General features: G+C 36.2%; 13 protein-coding genes and 1 other annotated feature. Of the genes, 7 read left to right on the forward strand and 6 right to left on the reverse strand.

The genetic code is table 11. From position 1 onward, the window contains the following. Positions 1 to 98: 98 nt before the first annotated feature. Positions 99 to 581 carry a CotD family spore coat protein gene (locus ACWV26_RS14560; RefSeq protein ID WP_455895447.1) on the forward strand — a complete coding sequence of 161 codons (483 nt, stop codon included), beginning with the start codon at positions 99 to 101 and terminating at the stop codon, positions 579 to 581. 98 nt (positions 582 to 679) lie between these two features. On the opposite strand, the gene ACWV26_RS14565 is transcribed toward ACWV26_RS14560, so the two are convergent. Together ACWV26_RS14565 and ACWV26_RS14570 are read right to left on the reverse strand one after the other, a co-directional pair. Beyond that, positions 680 to 1,453, reverse strand: a complete 774-nt coding sequence (locus ACWV26_RS14565; RefSeq protein ID WP_455895448.1) for a sulfite exporter TauE/SafE family protein — start codon at positions 1,451 to 1,453, stop codon at positions 680 to 682. A gap of 156 nt (positions 1,454 to 1,609) precedes the next feature. Further along, positions 1,610 to 1,906 carry a rhodanese-like domain-containing protein gene (locus tag ACWV26_RS14570; RefSeq protein ID WP_455895449.1) on the reverse strand — a complete coding sequence of 99 codons (297 nt, stop codon included), beginning with the start codon at positions 1,904 to 1,906 and terminating at the stop codon, positions 1,610 to 1,612. A 170-nt stretch (positions 1,907 to 2,076) separates the two neighbouring features. On the opposite strand from ACWV26_RS14570, the gene ACWV26_RS14575 reads away from it, so the two are divergent. Next, on the forward strand, positions 2,077 to 2,889 hold the full coding sequence (locus ACWV26_RS14575) for a cobalamin-binding protein (RefSeq protein ID WP_455895450.1): 813 nt from the start codon (positions 2,077 to 2,079) through the stop codon (positions 2,887 to 2,889). Positions 2,890 to 2,962: 73 nt separating this feature from the next. On the opposite strand, the gene tyrS is transcribed toward ACWV26_RS14575, so the two are convergent. Further along, positions 2,963 to 4,231 (reverse strand): tyrosine--tRNA ligase, encoded by a 1,269-nt coding sequence (gene tyrS, locus ACWV26_RS14580; protein ID WP_455895451.1) that lies wholly within the window; start codon positions 4,229 to 4,231, stop codon positions 2,963 to 2,965. Positions 4,232 to 4,565: 334 nt separating this feature from the next. Next, positions 4,566 to 4,768: a binding site (T-box leader), on the reverse strand. Between the two features lie 494 nt (positions 4,769 to 5,262). On the opposite strand from tyrS, the gene ACWV26_RS14585 reads away from it, so the two are divergent. Together ACWV26_RS14585 and ACWV26_RS14590 are read left to right on the forward strand one after the other, a co-directional pair. Next, positions 5,263 to 7,977 (forward strand): transglycosylase domain-containing protein, encoded by a 2,715-nt coding sequence (locus ACWV26_RS14585; protein WP_455895452.1) that lies wholly within the window; start codon positions 5,263 to 5,265, stop codon positions 7,975 to 7,977. A gap of 393 nt (positions 7,978 to 8,370) precedes the next feature. After that, on the forward strand, positions 8,371 to 9,339 hold the full coding sequence (locus ACWV26_RS14590; RefSeq protein WP_455895453.1) for an NAD(P)-dependent alcohol dehydrogenase: 969 nt from the start codon (positions 8,371 to 8,373) through the stop codon (positions 9,337 to 9,339). Between the two features lie 182 nt (positions 9,340 to 9,521). Here ACWV26_RS14590 and ACWV26_RS14595 read toward each other — a convergent pair whose 3' ends face one another. Further along, positions 9,522 to 11,066, reverse strand: a complete 1,545-nt coding sequence (locus ACWV26_RS14595; protein WP_455895454.1) for an AMP-binding protein — start codon at positions 11,064 to 11,066, stop codon at positions 9,522 to 9,524. A 283-nt stretch (positions 11,067 to 11,349) separates the two neighbouring features. On the opposite strand from ACWV26_RS14595, the gene ACWV26_RS14600 reads away from it, so the two are divergent. The 3 genes from ACWV26_RS14600 to ACWV26_RS14610 are packed head-to-tail and all read left to right on the forward strand — an operon-like array spanning position 11,350 to position 13,815. After that, the gene (locus ACWV26_RS14600) at positions 11,350 to 11,982 is read left to right on the forward strand and encodes a GNAT family N-acetyltransferase (protein WP_455895455.1); all 633 of its coding nucleotides are present in this window, start codon (positions 11,350 to 11,352) and stop codon (positions 11,980 to 11,982) included. 25 nt (positions 11,983 to 12,007) lie between these two features. Continuing rightward, a complete protein-coding gene (locus ACWV26_RS14605; protein ID WP_455895456.1) occupies positions 12,008 to 12,658 on the forward strand; it encodes an acetoin utilization AcuB family protein in 651 nt (216 codons plus the stop codon). Continuing rightward, positions 12,625 to 13,815, forward strand: coding sequence for an acetoin utilization protein AcuC (locus ACWV26_RS14610; protein WP_455895457.1), 1,191 nt, complete (start codon positions 12,625 to 12,627; stop codon positions 13,813 to 13,815). The genes ACWV26_RS14605 and ACWV26_RS14610 overlap by 34 nt, the downstream gene beginning before the upstream one ends. A 54-nt stretch (positions 13,816 to 13,869) precedes the next feature. Here ACWV26_RS14610 and ccpA read toward each other — a convergent pair whose 3' ends face one another. Further along, positions 13,870 to 14,871, reverse strand: a complete 1,002-nt coding sequence (gene ccpA / locus ACWV26_RS14615; RefSeq protein WP_455895458.1) for a catabolite control protein A — start codon at positions 14,869 to 14,871, stop codon at positions 13,870 to 13,872. A 173-nt stretch (positions 14,872 to 15,044) separates the two neighbouring features. Next, a complete protein-coding gene (locus tag ACWV26_RS14620; protein ID WP_455895459.1) occupies positions 15,045 to 16,130 on the reverse strand; it encodes a bifunctional 3-deoxy-7-phosphoheptulonate synthase/chorismate mutase in 1,086 nt (361 codons plus the stop codon). Positions 16,131 to 16,189: the final 59 nt, after the last annotated feature.

Genomic DNA, 16,189 nt, shown 5'->3' on the forward strand with positions numbered 1-16,189 from the left:
ATGTATTAAATACGGTTTTAGGCATAAAACTATTCCCTTTGTGAAAGAGTACATATGTTATTAATGACACACACCTTATTGCGAAGGAGGTCAAAAAAATGCACAACAGACATTGTCAGCACCATGGAAGAGGTTGTCACTGCATGATGCCATTCTATCAATCACCAGAAATGTTTAATCCGACTCAAGTTTCACCGGAAATGATGTATCCCGGTCAAGTTTCACCAGAAATGATGTATCCCGGTCAAGTTTCGCCAGAAATGTTTAACCCAACTCAAGTTTCACCGGAAATGTTTCCCGGTCAATTAGGTCCGATTAACGTTCCACCTCAAGTATTCCCTACACAAATGGCTCCAGAACGTGTTTCACCTACACGTAATATTGTGAGAACGAATGTTTATAATACAGTCGTAAGACATATTCATCCTACTCATACTACTCATGTTAATAAGCACGTTATTCATAACGAACATTACTTCCCACATACAGAGTCCGTGGAAAATGAATGCTATGAAACAAATAACATTTGTGGTGAAATGCCAAAAGACCACTGCCGTCCTCCGAAACACGATAAATGTTAAGAAAAAAACTTCTTCATTTATAGACGAGAACAAAGTAGTCAAATCCCCTTTTTATTGAATATTCTTCTTTGCCAGGCTATCGCCTGGCATTTTTTCCGTTAATGTAGAAATACACCCCACCAGATTTTCACTGACGTTATTATTAAAAGTGCTGCAAATATCCATTGAAGTTTTTGTACTGATAACTTATTACTTATTCGAACGCCAAATGGTGCACCTATTAACCCCGCAATTGCTAGAAATATAGCTAATTGATAGTCAATACTATGTGCAAAGACTTTTCCAGAGACAGTACCTATTGAAGATAAAAGCGTAATCCCAAGTGAAATTGCCATTGCTTCACGAGTCGGGATTTTGATCACCTGAATCATTAGTGGTACAAAAAGAAATGCCCCACCTGCTCCAATCATGCCTGCAATTAGCCCGACAATAATTCCTACCAATATAGATAAAACCATTTTCCTTTTTTGTGGCATTTTTGCTTGAGTATTTACTTTTGAAGGTAAGAACATCAAAATCACAGCAACAAGTGCTATTCCTCCATAAAGTATATTCAAATCATAATCTGGAACTATTTTCGAAACAATTCCACCGATAAACCCACTTAAAAGAGCAGGAATACCAATTGCCCAAATTATGCTGGTTTGTAATTTTCCATCCTTTCTGTGTGTTAAGACACCACTTAACGTTGAGAAAAACACTTGAAATGATGTTAATCCGGAGACTTCCAGTGGAGAAAAAGCTTCATAACCAAGTATGGGGGGGATAAATAACAGAAGGGGATACATCACAATTGCTCCGCCGACACCTACCAATCCTGAAAAGAAAGACCCTATTAGCCCTAATAGTAATAATAGAGTAATTAAACCCAAAAACGATCACTCCTAAAATAACTCATGCAATTTTTTATCTTCTCCAAAATATCATATATTAAAATACTAATCGACCATGGATTCAATAAAATTTTACATCAACTTAATAAAAATAGAGGTACGCCAACAATGTGCATACCTCCCTAAAAAGTAAACCTACTCTACTGGACCTTTCCAAGCTAACATACCGCCTTCCATGTTAGACGCCTTATATCCCTTTTCTTCCAAAAATTCAGTAGCTTGTGCACTTCGACGGCCTGATCGGCAAACCATAATATATTCAAGATTTTTATCTAATTCTTCAACATGGAATTCGAGTGTACCTAATGGGATTTCTTGTGCAATTGCAATCTTACCTGTAGCTATTTCTTCTGGTTCACGAACATCAATAATATTGATTTCTTGACCTTCATCCAGCATTTTTAGTACTTCTTCTGGTGTGATTGTTTTCATTATAATTATCTCCATTCATATTAATTTATACTTTAGTATTATCTCCATTTGATGATTAAGTCAACGATGCCGAATTGTGAAAATTATTATTCATCATTTTTTAGCCTCCTTTCGTTTATGTTATAATGACCAATAATTATTGGATTCTTTGATGTGAAAGGGGCATTGTAGTGAAGCTAATTTCGATTTGTCCAAGTAATACTGAAATTTTAACCTATTTAGATTTAGATAAGGAACTAATTGCTGTCGATGATTATTCCGATTGGCCATCAAGTATAGAGAACTTACCAAGACTTGGTCCGGATTTGTCCATTGATGTTGATATGCTCGAAAAATTAGAGCCTGATTTAGTATTGGCGTCTTTAAGTGTACCTGGCATGGAGAAGAATGTAGCTGAATTAGAGCGTCGAGGAATTCCACATATTGTTTTAAATCCTAATAGTTTGTCAGAAATTGCAGAGGATTTAAGAGTAGTTGCTAAAGCATGTCACATACCTAAGGTTGGCAACACGAGAGCTGCTCAATTTGAAGAGTTTATCCATCAAATGAAAATGATTGCAAAAGATTGTAGTAAAAATCCTACTTGTTATTGGGAATGGTGGCCAAATCCAATCTTCACACCTGGACATACGAATTGGCTAACAGAAATTAGTGCAATTGCAGGTGCCAGAAACCTTTTCCAAGATGTTGAGCTCGCAAGTGTACAAACGAATTGGGAAGATGTTCGGTTACGCAACCCTGATTATATTTTTCTAGCATGGGTTGGAGTACCACATGAGAGGGTTAAACCATCTCTTCTTATGAAAAGACCTGGTTGGCCTGAGCTTCCTGCTGTTGTTGAGGGACGTTTATATGTAATGGAAGAATGGCTTTATTGTCGACCGTCTCCCAGATTATTAGAAGGCGCTTTGAAATTAGCGAAAATCGTTCACCCAAAGGAATACGGCAATTTAGAACTTCCTAGTTGGATTTATCAAAATTAGGATTAAAGATTAAAAATCATTTGAAATAATAAAAACCGCCAATCCTAATTAGTCAGGATTGGCGGTTTAAATTTTAGCTAAATTTCACCATATGGTATTTTTTCTTACCGCGGCGAATTATTGCAAATGCGTCTTCCATGCGATTTTTTGCATCAATGATATATTCAAGATCTTTTACTTTTTCACCATTAACTGAAATAGCACCATTTGTCACATCTTCACGTGCTTGGCGTTTAGATGATGAAATGTTTGCTTCTACTAATAAGTCAACGATATTTTTGTCTTCTTTTGCAACTTCTACTGATGGCACTCCTGAGAATGCTACTTTCATTTCTTCTACTGACAGTGATTTAAGATCTCCAGAGAATAACGCTGCAGTTATGCGTAATGCTTGATCCAGGCCATCTTCACCGTGGATTAGCTTTGTCATTTCAGCAGCTAAAGTTTTTTGAGCAACGCGAAGATGTGGTTCAGTTTCTACTTTTTCGGCTAATGCTTCAATTTCTGAACGAGTTAAGAAAGTGAAGATTTTCAAGTATTTCACAACATCTGCATCTGCAGTGTTTAACCAGAATTGGTAGAATTCGTATGGCGAAGTTTTTTCAGGATCTAACCATACTGCTCCTCCAGCTGTTTTACCGAATTTTGTACCATCAGCTTTAGTAACCAGAGGAATTGTAATACCGAATGCTTTTGCCTCTTCATCATGTGTTTTGCGGATGACTTCAAGCCCTGTAGTAATGTTACCCCATTGGTCAGAACCACCAACTTGAATTCGAACATTGTAGTGATCGTATAAATGGTTGAAATCAATACCTTGGATTAATGTGTATGTGAATTCGGTAAAGGATAAACCTGATTCTAAGCGTGATGCAATTGTATCCTTATTTAACATGTAGTTAATATTTATAAGTTTACCGTAATCACGTAAAAATTCGATTGCGCTTAGTTTTCCTATCCAATCATAGTTATTCACTAATTGGGCACCGTTTTGATCACCAGAGAAATCGAAAATACGTTCAAGTTGTTTTTTAATGCCAGCAACATTATGATCAATTTGTTCAGCAGTTAGTAAGTTACGTTCAGTAGATCGGCCTGATGGATCCCCAATCATACCAGTAGCACCACCAACAACAAGTATTGGACGGTGACCTGCTTGTTGGAAACGACGTAAAGTTAACATAGGTACAATGTGACCAATATGCATAGAATCAGCTGTTGGGTCAACTCCTACATATAAAGAAACTTTTTCTTCATTCAATAATTTCTCCATACCTTCTGCATCAGTTTGTTGGTATAACAAACCACGCCATTGTAAATCTTCTAATAATTCATTAGCCATTAAATTTCCTCCTAAAAAGTTCATTCTTATTTTTCCTTGAAAAGAGCCGCTTGAGTATTTAATTGGTAACCGGCATCACGCGCTAGCTATTCGATCACTTCGCCTTCTCGGTTGAAAACTGAAAAGATGTTTTCAATTCGAAGACTCCAGTGCTTGTCACAGCTGTACGAGCGCTCTCAGCACTTAAATGGTAGTTGCTTCAGCGGCTAGACCCTCGAGGGTTCACAGGATGTGATCCCGATAGTCGTTGCCGCAGGACGCAGCGCTCTTAGAGTATCTTCCTCAAATCGAGCCGCTTTAGCACTTAAATAAAAAAAGTCCCTGCAATGTTAATTGCAGGGACGTTAATTACATTTATAACGCGGTACCACCCAGCTTGAAGAAATAAGATTCTTCCGCTTCAATCGCTTTATCGCAGCGGCTACGTTCTAAGCTCCAAATGTGTAATTCGCGTCCATACTATGACTAGCTTGCACCAACCGCTAGCTCTCTAAACAGGGAATATGTCTGCTACTGGGCATTTTTCTTCACTAGAATAACTATTAATGACTATTGTACTTCATTTTAATTAGTTGTCAATAATTATTAATTTGTCTAATCGTCTTATGGTATAATAGACAATATTTTAGAAGGTTATTAATAACTTGATTGCATGTTGACTTTCTTTATTAAAATTAGATATTTCAGTGTCTACTAATAATTAGTAAAATAGAATAAATTCCATAGAATATTGCAAAATCTAAAGTCGATTCTATAATTTTATTATAGAAATTATTTTCATTTTGTTACATACTCAAGTTAGGAAACGATTTCTTTTACTACAACATGTATAGCCTTTACTTCTAAATATTGTTTAACTCATTTGATCGAGTACTACTAAAAAACAGTAGCAACATAGAAGTAGACCATTGGCGGATGCAACAATGGCTATTTTACAGTGAAAACATCTAAAGGAGGTAGGCCAACTGTCAAAAGGCACCATCTAGCTTTAAGGTCTAGATTTTTGGCATAGGTCGTAGATTATCGAAAAGATGAAAGAATGGATAACCAATATAAATCAAAAGGTGGATGAATTATCCAAAAAAACTTGGATGAAATATTTCCGTATTACTTCAAGTGTAGTTTGGAATTTATTTTTAATTTTCATCATCTTTATTGTAGTAGGTACTGTTTTTATTGGGTCGGTTGGTGCCGGTTATTTCGCTTCACTCGTTAAGGATGAACCTTTACGTTCGAAAGCTGAAATGCGTAGTGCAATTTTCGATTACGATGAGACCAGTACACTTTATTTCGCGAGTAATAAGTATCTAGGTAAAATGCGTACTGACCTTGAACGACAAGAAACTACTTTGGACAAAGTATCACCAAATGTGGTAAATGCCGTTCTTGCTACAGAAGACGAATATTTTTACAAACATTCAGGAATCGTTCCAAAAGCAGTATTGCGTGGACTATTTCAAGATGTGAGCAATTCGAATACCCAAACTGGGGGTTCTACCCTAACACAACAATTAATCAAAAACCAAGTTCTAACGAACGAGGTTTCTTATGAACGTAAAGCAAAAGAATTATTACTTGCAATGCGTTTAGAGCATTTTATGACCAAAGATGAAATTCTAGAGGCTTATCTAAATGTTATTCCATATGGTCGAAATGCAACTGGTCGAAATATTGCTGGTGTAGAAACTGCTGCTGAAGGACTGTTTAACAAAAAAGCAAAAGATTTAAACTTAGCACAGTCGGCGTATATTGCTGGGATTCCTCAATCTCCCTTTGCATATACCCCATTTACCCAAAAAGGAACCCTAAAAGACAAAGATAGTTTAAACTTAGGTATCAATCGTATGAAAACAGTCTTATACCGAATGCACGAAACAGGATATATAACAGATCAACAATATCAAAAAGCATTAAAGTATAATATTGTAAAAGATTTCCGAAAACCCGAAATTCGCCCTGAAGAGAAATATCCATACGTTACCTATGAAATTGAAGATCGTGCAAAAACCATTATGGCTGAGATATTAGCCAAAAAAGATGGTATTGATGTAGATCGTTTAGACAATGAATCAAAACTTAAAGAAAAGTATAGAATTTTAGCTGACCGTGAATTACGTTCAAAAGGGTATAAAATTTACTCTACAATTGATAAGAAAATGTACGATTCAATGCAAAAAGTAAAAGATAATTTCCCATATTACGGTCCAACATTTACGAAACAAGTAACAGATCCAGAAACAAGTAAAGTAAGTAATGTTGACACACCTGTTCAAGTTGGGAGTATTGTCATTGAAAATAAAACCGGTAAAATTTTGAGCTTTATTGGTGGACGAGATCATAACTTAGAGGAATTAAATCACGCAACACAAGCCAAACGTTCAAACGGTTCGACCATGAAACCATTACTTGTATACGCTCCAGCCATTCAATATGGTTTAATTGGTGCAGGCAGCCCGGTTGCAGACATAAAATTTAGTGTCGGATCTTGGTCACCTTCTAACTATTCGATAACAGATGAACGAGGATTAATATCAGCTCGTGAAGCGTTAAAAGATTCTCAAAACTTACCAGCAATTCGTTTGTATGCACAAATTATGAACCGTCGACCAGCAAATCTATTAGCAAAAAATGGATTTACAAGTTTAGATTCAGATGACTATACCAACTATTCAACTGCAATTGGTGCATTAAAATATGGCGTTACAGTTGAAGAGAACACAAATGCATTCGCAACCTTTGCCAATGGCGGTAAATTTGTTGATGCCTATATGGTTTCTAAGATTGTTGATAAATATGGTAAAACCGTATACCAACACAAATCAAAAGCGAAAAGTGTGTATAGTAAACAGACATCCTATATTACAACGGATATGCTTCGTGATGTATTAAAGCAAGGTACGGGTACAACAGCAAATAGTAATTTAAAATTCCGTGCAGATTTTGCTGCCAAAACCGGTACTTCTCAAGAATATAAAGATGTTTGGTTTGTTGGCTACAATCCAGATATATCAATGGGTGTTTGGATGGGATATGATCAACCTCAAACTTTATATCAAGCAAATGGCATTTATGGTCAACCAAGTACACGGATTAACCTACTATGGGCTCGTATAATGAATTCAATTTACGATACGAATCCTAAACTTGCCACAGCAAGTGGCAAAACCTTTAAACAACCGTCTGGTGTTGTAAACTTAACATTCTGCGGTATTACAGGTCATGCCTATACAAGTGCATGTGCAGGTAAAGCTCGTACAGATTTATTTAACGCAAATGTTATGGTACCAGGACCTGAAACAGCATTATCTGGTGGTGGTATAACAGATGCATTCAAGCAAAGTATACTAAGCCCATTTGGTGGAGATTATTCAAAAATATATGGTGTGAAAGTGAAAGTGAAAACGGAAAGTACAGTTAAACAAAAGCAGAAAGAAAAAAATACTGGAAATCAAGAGAACTCAAATACACAAAATACCAATAATAATTCGAATAACACAAGCACAAAGCGCCCTGTAAATTCAAATAGTTCTAATGGTAATTCGAAAAACAATGACAATTCAAATAGTAGTAATTCAAATAATGCTAATACGAATAATACAAATTCAGATAAGCCAAAGAAAGAAAAACCACAAGAACAGCCGACTAAAAATGATCAATTAGGTGGTAATTTAAAGCCTGATAACTCAGGAAATGGTACAGACCAAACTCAGAAACCTGAAAATGATAAAGAACAAAATCAGCAATGATGTTAAAAGAGTAAGCTGTTTCCTTTACGTGTTTAGTTGAATGACGCAAAGGTAAAAAAAGCAAAAAACACATGCTAATTCGAAAAGAATTAGCATGTGTTTTTTTATTTTATTATCTTATTCTTCTAACGTCTTATAAACTATACCGTTTGCGCAAACAACCTAACATAATCTGATTGGGAGCTCTTATTACTTCAATAGATAAGACTATCAAGAGGTGAAGCGTTTTATATGAACGACGATATTAACAAGCGCAATGGGCAATATTCTAATATCTGTAGAATCTTTTCATTCATTATTACGTATTATTCATTATGTCCACAATCACTGGCTTTCTACTATGAGTGGTCTTTTATTTCTTTGTAAATATTATAGAAAATTGGAGGAACTTTTATGAAAGCTATAGTGTGTAATAAATACGGTTCACCTGATGTACTTGAATTAAAGGAAATAAAAAAACCTTTTCCCACCGAGAATGAAGTATTGGTTAAAGTTCATTCAGCTTCATTGAACTTTGGTAACTTGGTACTTTTGAAAGGCAAACCTTTCTTAGCTCGCCTTGCTTTCGGACTAACGAGACCAAAATACTCTATACCAGGAGGTGACATAGCTGGTACAGTAGAAGCTGTTGGTAAGAATGTTAAACTATTTCGAGTTGGTGATGAAGTATTTGGCGATCTCTCCTGCTGTGGCTGGGGAGGATTTGCTGAATACGTAACTGTCCCCGATTATGCTTTAGCCTTAAAACCAACCAATATCTCCTTTGAAGAAGCAGCTGCGACACCTATGGCAGCCGTTACTGCCTTACAGGGACTACGTAATAAAGGTAAGATTAACTCGGGACAGAAGGTATTAATTTATGGAGCATCTGGTGGCGTCGGTACTTTCGCGGTACAAATTGCCAAATCATTCGGTGCTGAAGTAACAGGTGTATGTAGTACAAGAAATTTAGAGATATTGAATTCTATAGGAGCAGACCACATGATCGATTATACAAAAGAGGATTTCTCCAAAAATGGGGAGTGTTATGATTTGATTCTTGGTGTGAATGGATCAAATTCCATTTCAGCTTATAAACGTGCACTAAAACCTAATGGAAACTTTGTACACGTAGGAGGTTCTGAATCTCAATTATATCAATCATTAATTTTTGGACCTTTTATTTCGATGACAGGAGGCAAGAAAATAAGTAACATTTTACAGAGAGCAAACCAAAAAGACTTAAATTATATAAAAGAATTACTTGAAACTAATAAAATAAAACCAATAATTGATAAACGCTATAAGTTAAGTGAAGTTACTGAAGCATTCAAATATTTTCAAGAAGGCCATGCTCAAGGCAAAGTGATTATTAGCGTATAAATACCAAAACCAAAGGCTTTTTTTAATATAGTGAACGCAAAAATGGCATCACCAAGTCTCCCCAAACTTAGTGATGCCACTTTTTTATTTCGTAGAATTATTCATTCTAAAAATTTATTATATAAAATACCCCTTTAATTGAACATATGTATCCCCTATACATATGAAATCAAATGAAACTCCTAATGTTCCATTGTAGATAAATCTCCTGTTGGAAGTTCTAGTTCCCATGCTTTAAGTACACGGCGCATAATTTTCCCGCTTCGCGTTTTAGGAAGCTTGTCTCTAAATTCGATTTCACGTGGTGCTGCATGTGCCGCTAAACCCATTTTGACAAATCGTTTGATGTCTTCTTCGATTTCAGCAGTTGGTTCAATACCCTCTTTTAACGAAATAAATGCCTTAATAATTTCGCCCCGCACAGGATCCGGTTTACCAATTACCCCTGCTTCAACAATTAAAGGATGTTCCAATAGCTTACTTTCAACTTCAAAAGGACCAACCCTTTCCCCAGAAGTCATGATGACATCATCAATTCGCCCTTGAAACCAAAAATAACCATCATCATCCATATAAGCAGAATCACCTGATACATACCAATTGCCCGCCAAAAAGTAGGATTCATAGCGTGCAGGATTATTCCAAATTTCACGCATCATGGACGGCCAGCCTTTTTTAAAAGCTAAATTCCCCATTGTAAATGGTGGTAACTCATTTCCCTGATCATCAACAATTGCAGCTATAATACCAGGGATTGGTTTTCCCATCGAGCCTGGCTTAATCTCCATTGAAGGATAGTTGCAAATCATTTGAGCACCTGTTTCAGTCATCCACCATGTATCATGAATTCGATGATGTAGAACTTGATCTCCCCATTTAATCACTTCTGGATTAAGTGGCTCTCCTACAGATGCTACATGACGTAAAGCAGATAAATCATAATCATTTAGAATATCATCTCCAGCACCCATTAGCATTCGGAATGCAGTTGGAGCACTATACCAAACTGTGATTCGATAGTCTTCCAATGCTTTATACCAAGATTGTGGCGAAAAACGGCCACCAATTACGACAACCGTGGTACCTGTGAGCCATGGACCGAATATACCATAGGCTGTACCAGTCACCCATCCGGGATCAGCTGTACACCAGTAAACATCATCCCTACGTAAATCAAGTACCCATTTTGTTGTTTGATAGTGCTGTAGCATTGCATTATGTACATGCAAATCAGGTAAGCGCTCAAGTGGCACTCTGTGAAGTAATTCTTTTGTTGTAACAAGTGCACTTGCACCGCTATCACTTAAACGATCAAAAACAGCACCTTCCATGAAAGCTTCAAAAAGAGGTCCAACGATGATCCCCTTTTTCAATGCACCAATGATTGAAAAGTACAATTCAGGTGAACGTGGCATGAATACAAATAAACGATCCCCTTTTTCTAACCCAGCTTGTTGAAATACATTAGCAGCTCTATTCGACCATTCTTTTACATCCTGAAAAGTATAGGATTCTTTTCTTACTCCATTCTCGAAGTAAAGAGCTATTTTATTTTTTAGCTCAGATTCAGCATGCCGATCAACAGCTTCATACGCCATATTGACCTGTCCTGTATTAAACCAGCTAAAGGATTGTTCTGTTTCCTTCCAATCAAACGTTGAATTTATTTCGTCGTAGTCATGTAGTTGATATTCTCCATTAGCTACTTGCAATGGCTCAATTCTCAATATCAAAACCCCCTTGTTGAACTACTTAACACTATTATATAACAGATAGATTCTATTGTATAACATTAATTTCAATAGATTCGAATTTTTTCGTCAAAGGAAACTTACTACACTTTCTAAGTAAAAATAATGGCCTATTAAGTGAATTATTATATAGCGCTTAATCATTCATTAAATTTATTCAAATGTATTAAAATACATAAAATTTTCTCATTTGCGCTTAATTTTTTCTTCCTTGCTCATGTATAATTAATAAACAAACCTTTTAAAAGGAGGTGAATGTATGGAACATCCGCGAACTTATTATTCTAAAAATTTAGAAACCTCACTGGGGACCATTGTAATAGAAGGCCCGGTTACTACTGAAAACCTCGAAAAGCTTCAATTTCACGAAGGGCTTACGGCTTTTAGAATTTCTGAACGCCAATATGAAGCCATTATTGAAATATCCAAACTACCTGAGGGAAGAATCGTTATTGCTCGATTAAATGAAACCATTGTTGCGTACGCTACATTCCTTTATCCAGATCCTCTTGAACGGTGGTCGGAAGGAAACATGGATAATTTAATAGAATTAGGTGCTATTGAAGTGGCACCAGAGTTTCGTTCATTTGGTATTGGCAAAAGCATTTTGCAAGTATCAATGAAGGATGACGCAATGGAAGACTATATTGTGATTACAACTGAATATTACTGGCATTGGGATTTAAAAAGATCGAATCTAAATGTATGGGAATACCGCAAAATCATGGAAAAAATGATGCGAGCAGGGGGTCTTGTAGTAGCAGCAACGGATGATCCTGAAATCTCCTCACATCCAGCAAATTGTTTGATGGTGAAAATCGGCAAACGAGTCGATCAATCATCTATAGAGAAGTTTGATCAATTACGATTTATGAATCGTTATATGTACTGATTTATTGTAAGGGGTGAAAAATAGTATGTTAATCGAAGAAATTATGAATACCGACGTGATCACTTTAAAATCATCAGATACGATGAAAGATGCAATCCATACGATGAAAGAAAAGAAAATTCGGCATTTGCCTATTGTAGATTCAGATAATAAGTTAGTAGGACTTATAACAGAAAGAGATTTAAAAAACGCACTCCCATCCTCTCTTTTAGAAGAATCTTATGAACGTGTTTATGAGCAAACATTAGATAAAATTATGATTACTGAGCCAATTGTAGGCCATCCACTTGATTTTATCGAGGAAATAGCGGCAATCTTTTATGAGCGTCAAATTGGCTGCTTACCTATTATAAGTTCAGGAAAAATTGTTGGTATTGTGACGAGATCAGATTTATTGTATACGTATGTTGAACTAACAGGTGCTACTAAACCAAGTTCTCAAATTGAAGTCCGAGTACATGATAGAATAGGGATATTGCATGATGTATCGAAAGTTTTTGCCACGCATAATGCAAGTATATTAAGTGTCCTAGTTTACCCTGATTCAACAAATGACGATCAAAAGATTCTATCAATCCGTGTAAAAATCATGAATCCTCTACCGGTTATTGATCAGTTACGGAAGGAAGGGTTCGATGTACTATGGCCAAATATGCCTGGAATCAACAACCTTTAAAAAATGCTGTTTTTGTTTATTCAACCGATCAATTAGATTATAAATTCTCTGAAACTCATCCTTTTAACCAAAAACGTCTTCAAATAACAGTAGACTTATTAAAAAGCATTGGTGCTCTAGATGAAATAGATATAGTAAAACCAAGGATTGCTACTGAAGAAGAATTACTTTTGGGCCATGATTACCGTTACATAGAAGCTGTAAAACTTGCAGGACACGGGAAACTTTCAACTAAACAAGGAGAACCTTTCGGAATTGGAACAGAGGATACGCCCATATTCCACAATATGCATGAAGCAAGTTCTCAAATTGTAGGGGGTACACTTACAGCATGTGATTATGTCATGTCAAATAAGTCACAACATGCATTAAATCTAGGGGGTGGATTACATCACGGTTTCAAAGGGCGTGCTTCCGGATTTTGTATTTATAACGATAGTACAGTAGCTATTAAATATATGCAAAAAAAGTATAACGCGCGTGTTTTGTATATCGATACTGATGCACATCATGGGGATGGTGTGCAGTGGAGCTTTTATGATGATCCTTCTGTTTGTACTATTTCAATTCATGAAACAGGACGTTATTTATTCCCTGGTACTGGTGCAGTTACAGAAAGAGGCAATGGTCAAGGCTATGGAACAGCCTTTAACTTACCAATTGATGCCTTTACAGAAGATGAGTCATTTCTAGATGTATATAAAACAGCTTTTCGTGAAATAACAGCCTATTTTAAACCAGATGTCATATTATCCCAGAATGGTGCTGATGCACACTATTTGGACCCATTAACCCATCTATACGGAACAATGAATATTTACAAAGAAATTCCAAAACTTGCTCACGAGCTTGCACATGAATTCTGTGATGGCAGATGGATTGCCGTTGGTGGTGGAGGGTACGATATCTGGAGGGTAGTGCCTCGTGCATGGTCACTTATTTGGCTTGAGATGACTGATAGTAAAGCACCTGTCGGTAATCTCCCTCAAATTTGGCTTGATCAATGGCAAAAGCAATCTCCCGTACCACTTATCCCAACATGGATGGATTCTGAAAATCTATATGAGCCAATTCCACGTAAAGAAGAAATTACCGAGAAAAACCATCAAGTACTTCAAAAAGCTTTGTACCAAATTCGCCAAGAACAAAAAAATTAATCAAAAAGGATAGTTTCGATACCCTAATTTAGAGCAGAAACTATCCTTTTTGTATTATTTGGTTGAATTTCTGTCTTCGATACGGTGTGGCAAGATAACATTTTTTGCATCATCCACTTGTTCTTTATTCATATATTTTGTTAGTAAACGCATGGATACTGCTCCGATATCATAAAGAGGAAGTACTACACTTGTTAACTGTGGTCGAACCATCCGAGCTAATTTTGAATTTTCAAAACTAATAACTTCATAATCATCTGGAATGTTCTTACCTGCATCTACTGCTCCATGTATGATTCCAATTGCCAATTCATCACTACCGGCAAAGAATGCAGTAGGTGGATTTTGTAAATTACTCAATGTTTCAAAATCCTCTAAACCACTATCATATGAATCTTCAGAAGCAATGACTAAATTATCGTCTATTTCAATACCCGCTTCTTCTAATGCTTTTTTATAGCCTTCATATTTATAATTTTTGTTAATCGTTGACGTAAATGGACCTGACACATAAGCGATTCGTGTATGTCCATTGTCTATAAACCGTTTAACAGCTTCATAGGCAGCTTGTAGATAGTCAATATTAACTGAAGATGTTTCTTCTGATTCATCAATTGTTGCTGCTAAAACAATTGGTACGGGAGAATGACTCATTTTTTGCTTAAGCTCATCACTTACTTGATCACTCATCATGACAATGCCATCAACTTGCTTACCATACATATTGTCTAGTAGTTGTAATTCCTTTTCTTCTCTTTGATCTGAATTTGAAAGAATAATGTTATAGCGATACATTGTCGCGATATCTTCAATACCACGGGCTAATTCGGCATAAAAAACATTCGAAATATCAGGAATAATTACGCCGACAGTTGTTGTTTTTTTACTTGCTAAGCCACGAGCGACCGCATTTGGTCTGTACTCTAAGCGTTCAATCACATCGAGAACTTTTTTTCTAGTAGTTGGTTTTACGTTTGGATTTCCATTCACAACGCGAGAAACTGTTGCCATCGAAACATTTGCTTCGCGTGCAACATCATAAATTGTTACGGTCACTTGTTTGACACCTCATTTCATATCTTATTTTAATGATACGATAAAATGGAAGCGATTTTCAAGAAAATAAAAGTGACGATTCTCGTAATTCGAATCGTCACTAGTAAAATTTGCCCTTTATTCACAAGTAGTACATCTAAAACTTTGGAATCAACGATGTGAATTCCAATGACTTATGCTTGCACTTGGTAATTTTTCATAAATTTTTGAATTTGTTCATAAAAATCATCAAATTGTGGAATACTCATTTGTTGTTGAGCATCAGATAATGCTACAGCTGGATCTGGATGAACTTCCGCCATTACACCATCAGCACCAATTGCAATTGCAGCCTTTGCACAAGGTAGAAGTAAATCACGGCGACCAGTTGAGTGTGTTACATCCACAAATACTGGTAAATGTGTTTCCTGTTTTAAAACTGGAACAGCAGAGATATCTAATGTATTACGTGTAGCTTTTTCGTACGTACGGATTCCACGTTCACAAAGAATGATTTGGTCATTCCCTTTAGAGATAATATATTCAGCAGCATGGATAAATTCATCAATTGTAGCTGCAATACCTCGTTTTAGTAGGACTGGTTTATTTGTAGCGCCCGCTGCTTTTAATAGTTCGAAGTTTTGCATATTACGCGCACCGATTTGAATCACATCGATGTAGTCTAAAGCTTCATCTAAATGAGCTGGTGTAACTATTTCAGAAACAATACCTAAACCGTATTTTTGACCAACTTCTTTTAGAATTTTTAAACCTTCAAGGCCAAGACCTTGGAAATCATAAGGTGATGTACGAGGTTTATAAGCTCCACCACGCATTAATTTTAATCCTTTAGCATTGATTGATTCAGCAACAGCTGCTGTTTGTTCATATGATTCTACAGCACATGGGCCGAAAACAAATGTTGGTTTTCCTTGGCCAATTGCTTCACCATTCACCGTTACAATTGTATCTTCTGGTTTACGTTTACGTGAAACCAATAATTCTTTTTTCTGTTCTGTTTCTTGTAATTTAAGTGCAGATTTGAAAATTTCTTTGAAAATGTGTTCAACTGTACCTTGACTTAATGGACCTTCGTGATGCTCTTTCAATAGATTCAACATATGTCGCTCACGAAGAGGATCATAACGGTTTACACCTTGTTTCTCTTTAACTTTTCCAATTTCTTGTACTACTTCAGCACGTTCATTGATTAAACGTAAAATTTCAAGGTTTAATTCATCGACGCGGTCACGTAGGTGATCTAAATTTTGATGACTCATTGCCGTTTCTCCTCTCTTCCTCGTATCAGGTACTTTCAGAAGTCTGAAAACTGTGATAC

Source organism: Rummeliibacillus sp. JY-2-4R (genome assembly GCF_053847205.1).